This is a genomic window from Candidatus Obscuribacterales bacterium (assembly GCA_036703605.1).
Lineage (GTDB): Bacteria > Cyanobacteriota > Cyanobacteriia > RECH01 > RECH01 > RECH01.
Genome location: DATNRH010000033.1, coordinates 1 through 4,330, shown reverse-complemented (window position 1 = coordinate 4,330; position 4,330 = coordinate 1). Strand labels below are relative to the sequence as shown.

Annotated in this window: 6 protein-coding genes; all 6 read left to right on the top strand. The window is 54.2% G+C overall.

Features of this window, described 5'->3' with window-relative positions; all coding sequences use genetic code 11:
• A partial coding sequence (locus V6D20_00820) for an allophycocyanin (GenBank protein HEY9814340.1) occupies positions 1-272 on the top strand: 272 nt, incomplete at its 5' end.
• Between the two features lie 68 nt (positions 273-340).
• Entirely contained in the window at positions 341-826 is a 486-nt protein-coding gene (gene apcB, locus V6D20_00815) for an allophycocyanin subunit beta (GenBank protein ID HEY9814339.1), read from the top strand.
• Positions 827-1,076: 250 nt separating this feature from the next.
• Positions 1,077-1,280 carry a phycobilisome linker polypeptide gene (locus V6D20_00810; protein ID HEY9814338.1) on the top strand — a complete coding sequence of 68 codons (204 nt, stop codon included), beginning with the start codon at positions 1,077-1,079 and terminating at the stop codon, positions 1,278-1,280.
• Between the two features lie 162 nt (positions 1,281-1,442).
• Positions 1,443-2,639 (top strand): FtsW/RodA/SpoVE family cell cycle protein, encoded by a 1,197-nt coding sequence (locus V6D20_00805; GenBank protein ID HEY9814337.1) that lies wholly within the window; start codon positions 1,443-1,445, stop codon positions 2,637-2,639.
• Between the two features lie 196 nt (positions 2,640-2,835).
• Positions 2,836-3,576 carry a cytochrome c biogenesis protein CcdA gene (locus V6D20_00800; protein ID HEY9814336.1) on the top strand — a complete coding sequence of 247 codons (741 nt, stop codon included), beginning with the start codon at positions 2,836-2,838 and terminating at the stop codon, positions 3,574-3,576.
• 44 nt (positions 3,577-3,620) lie between these two features.
• Positions 3,621-4,330, top strand: a 710-nt coding sequence (locus tag V6D20_00795) for a cytochrome c biogenesis protein ResB (protein ID HEY9814335.1), incomplete at its 3' end; no start/stop codon positions are given.

The window sequence follows — 4,330 nt, the reverse complement described above, 5'->3', positions numbered from 1 at the left end:
CCTACGGCGAAGAAATGACCGCTACTTGCCTGCGGGACATGGACTACTACCTCCGCCTCGTAACCTACGGGGTTGTAGCGGGTGATGTCACCCCCATCGAAGAAATCGGAATCGTTGGCGTTCGTGAGATGTACCGTTCTCTCGGCACCCCCATCGATGCAGTGGCAGAAAGCGTTCGCGCCATGAAAGGTATTGCCACCTCTCTGATGTCTTCTGAAGATGCGGCTGAAGCCGGTGCTTACTTCGACTATGTTGTTGGGGCAATGCAGTAGGGTTTTACCCCACCAGCAGCCGTTCAAACCTTTTGATTCATAACGACTTTGTTTAGGGAAGCTAAATCATGCAAGACGCTATCACTTCGGTTATCAATTCCTCTGACGTTCAAGGTAAGTACCTTGACGCCTCTGCGATGGAAAAGCTGAAAGGCTACTTCCAAAGCGGTGAACTGCGCGTTCGTGCCGCTAGCACCATCAGCGCCAACGCTGCAACCATCGTCAAAGAAGCTGTGGCTAAGTCCCTGCTGTACTCTGACATCACCCGTCCCGGTGGTAACATGTACACCACCCGTCGCTATGCTGCTTGCATCCGCGACCTCGACTACTACCTCCGCTACTCCACCTATGCCATGTTGGCTGGTGATCCTTCTATCCTCGATGAGCGCGTGCTCAATGGTTTGAAAGAAACCTACAACTCCTTGGGTGTACCGGTTGGTGCAACTGTGCAAGCTATCCAAGCCATGAAAGAAGTGACCGCTAGCCTAGTGGGCGCTGATGCTGGTAAGGAAATGGGTGTTTACTTCGACTACATCTGCTCTGGCTTAAGCTAGTGCATTGGGTAAGCATGGCGCTCGACGTGTAGCTTACCGCTCACTATGGTGAAGATTGGGTAGTTGGGAGTGAGTTTTAGGTTGTGAAAGCTGACGATCCGTCAGTTCTGATAGCTTAAGGTTGATTCTTGACTCCCAGTCTTCTGTATAGAAAACCCGCTATAAGTAGTTGGGTATATCAAGCGAACAATAGGTTCTTAGATTTTTATCCAGATTTACGTCTTTAGCTCACTGAGGGAGATGGTCGCCGATGCGAATGTTTAAAGTTACAGCCTGTGTGCCTAGCCAAACTCGAATCCGCACTCAGCGCGAATTACAGAACACCTACTTCACGAAACTAGTTGCCTACGATAACTGGTTCCGGGAGCAACAACGCATCATGAAAATGGGTGGCAAAATTATTAAGGTTGAGCTGGCTACTGGCAAGCCTGGCATGAACACCGGCCTCGCCTAAGGGGCGATCGCCTGTCCTCCTAGCACAGGGTGCTGGGGTCTTGCTCGTTTCAAGGTTTATTGATTTTGTTGAATGCTGAGGAGGTCACTAAGTGGCCTCTTTTTTTATGTCGCATTTTTATGGTGCAGGGATGGGGCTGAAGTTTGAGCCTATACTGTGCCTATGTTGAGTGGGATAGGACAAGGTCAATCTGCCATGGTGAATATTCTGCACTATGCCATCCCCGTGTTTGATCCATCGGTCAAAGATTGGGCGATCGAGGCGCGCATTCTGCGATGGCTGACGTTTTTGTGGCTGATGGTGGGGCTGATCGTTCTCTTTTCTGCTTCTTATGTGGTGGCAGAGGCCGAGACGGGCAATGGTCTTTACTATTTCAGAACTCAGCTCATTTGGATTTTTATTGGATTGATTGGGTTTAATTTTCTGACCCACTCGCCGCTGCGATACATGCTGGGGATTACAGACTGGCTGGTTCTGCTATGTCTAGGGCTGATTTTGATGACCCATATTCCAGGACTGGGTTTTACGGTGAATGGCGCAACGCGCTGGTTGGTGATTGGCCCCCTCTCGATTCAGCCCTCAGAATTAATTAAGCCAGCTCTGGTGCTGCAAAGTGCGCGGATTTTTGGGCAATGGGATCGGCTGAGTTGGGCTACTCGGCTGGGTTGGGTTGGGGTTTTTGGTCTGGTTCTATGCAGTATTCTCACCCAGCCCAACCTCAGTACAGCAGCGCTTTGCGGCATGGTTGTGTGGATGATCGCTCTGGCGTCTGGGTTGCCCTATACCTACCTGCTTGGGTCGGCTGGTGGCGGCTTGGGCTTAGCGCTGATTAGCTTAGCCTCAAATCCCTACCAGCGGCAGCGGGTGATCTCATTTTTAGATCCCTGGGCAGACCCTACCCAGCATGGTTATCAACTGGTGCAAAGTTTGATGGCCATCGGGTCAGGTGGGATCTGGGGGACTGGATTTGGCCTATCTCAGCAAAAGTTGTTCTACTTGCCCATTCAATACACCGACTTCATTTTCTCCGTGTATGCGGAAGAATTTGGTCTGGTGGGTGGTTTACTGCTGCTGCTGCTGTTGTTGACCTACGCCACCGTAGGACTACGGGTTGCCGTCAAGGCCCAGCGTCCGGTTCATCGATTGGTGGCGATCGGCATTGTGGCATTGCTGGTAGGGCAGGCGTTGTTGAATATTGGCGTAGCCACGGGCGCATTGCCAACCACGGGGCTACCCTTCCCGATGTTTAGCTATGGGGGCAGCTCCATGTTGTCTAGCCTGGTGTCGGCGGGGCTGCTGGTGCGCGTGGCGCGGGAAGGGCATGATCGTAAGGTGGTGGCTATGCCGGTAGCGGGCTGATGGCAGGCGGAGCGATCGCCCCCCACTCGATAGCGATCGTCTCGACCCATGCAACCCGATACAATAAAGCAGGGACGGTTGGTTATGCCCCACGATGCTTCACGATGCTTCAAGGGCGATCGCTTCTTGTCATTCCCAGCCCTGACCCTCCATCCCCTAGCCACTCCTGCCTTTCCAGAGACCCGTCTCGATCGCCATGCTTGATACGCTACAAACTCGCCTCTACGAACTTGAGTCCTTTGCCAACGGGTTAGTCTCCAGCCAGCTCGCCCACATCACCCCCACCAGCATTGCCATCATTACCCTGGCGGGATTGCTAACAAGCCTCACCCCCTGCATGTTGTCTATGCTGCCGATTACCGTCGGCTACATTGGCGGCTACGAAGCCACGACTCGCCTGCAGGCTGCCATTCAATCCCTGTGGTTTGCCCTGGGTTTGGCGACGACCCTGGCGGCGCTGGGGGTATTTGCTGCTCTGGTGGGCCAAGTTTATGGACAAGTGGGGCTGGGGCTGCCGATTGTGGTTAGCGTGGTGGCGATCGCCATGGGTCTATACCTCCTCGATGCTCTCCCGATTCCCCTCCCGAACCTAGGTGGTACAGACTGGATTGCGGCAGACTGGCCGCGGGGGCTACGTTCCTACCTGCTGGGATTAACCTTTGGCTTGGTCGCCTCCCCTTGCAGCACCCCGGTTCTGGCCACTCTTCTGGCCTGGATCGTGGAAACAGCGGATCCTCTTGTCGGCAGTGGCCTGCTGCTCTGCTACGCCATTGGCTATGTGGCTCCCCTGGTTCTAGCGGGCACCTTCACGGCTTCGATCAAAAAACTGCTAGAGCTGCGGCGCTGGTCGGGTTGGATCACCCCTGCTAGCGGTGTGTTGCTGGTGGGGTTTGGCGTCTTCTCGATTTTGCTGCGGGTGTTGCCCAGTGGTGCCTAAGGCTGGCACATCCCTGATTCCCCTATCCTTTGATTTGATATCCCATGGCTGAGACTTCATCTTCCAACGTGTTTTCTAGGGCGATCGCTGCCCTACGTCGCTATGTGACCCAAGACATGGTGCCCCTGTTGGCCGATTTGCGGTTGGCGATCGCGTTGCTGTTGGCGATCGCCGTATTTAGTATTTCCGGCACAGTGATTGAGCAGGGCGAGTCCCTCAGCTTTTACCAAGCCAACTATCCCGAAGCCCCGGCCCTGTTTGGATTTCTGTCCTGGAAGGTGATTTTAACCTTGGGATTGGATCACGTCTATCGCACTTGGTGGTTCTTGGCGCTGCTGATTTTGTTGGGAGGTAGCCTCACCGCCTGCACCTTTACCCGTCAGTTGCCCTCCCTGAAAGCGGCGCAAACCTGGCGGTACTATGATCAACCGCGCCAGTTCGAGAAGCTGGCCCTGAGTACGGAGATGTCGGAGGGCAGTCTAGAGACCCTAGAACCGCTGCTGCGTCAGAAGCGCTACCTCACCTTTCAAGAGGGGCAGACGCTCTATGCCCGTAAAGGGATTGCCGGGCGGATTGGCCCGATTGTGGTTCATGCCAGTATGTTGATCATTTTGGGCGGCGCGATTTGGGGCGCGATGACCGGCTTCTTTGCCCAGGAGATGATTCCGGATGGGCAGGTGTTCAAAATCCAGAATATTTTCGATGCAGGGCCTTGGGCCGAGGCGCAAATTCCTAAGGATTGGTCGGTGAAGGT

Coding starts and splice junctions, on each gene's coding strand:
- apcB (HEY9814339.1), top strand. CDS start 341: ATGCAAGACGCTATCACTTCGGTTATCAATTCCTCTGACGTTCAAGGT.
- V6D20_00810 (HEY9814338.1), top strand. CDS start 1,077: ATGCGAATGTTTAAAGTTACAGCCTGTGTGCCTAGCCAAACTCGAATC.
- V6D20_00805 (HEY9814337.1), top strand. CDS start 1,443: ATGTTGAGTGGGATAGGACAAGGTCAATCTGCCATGGTGAATATTCTG.
- V6D20_00800 (HEY9814336.1), top strand. CDS start 2,836: ATGCTTGATACGCTACAAACTCGCCTCTACGAACTTGAGTCCTTTGCC.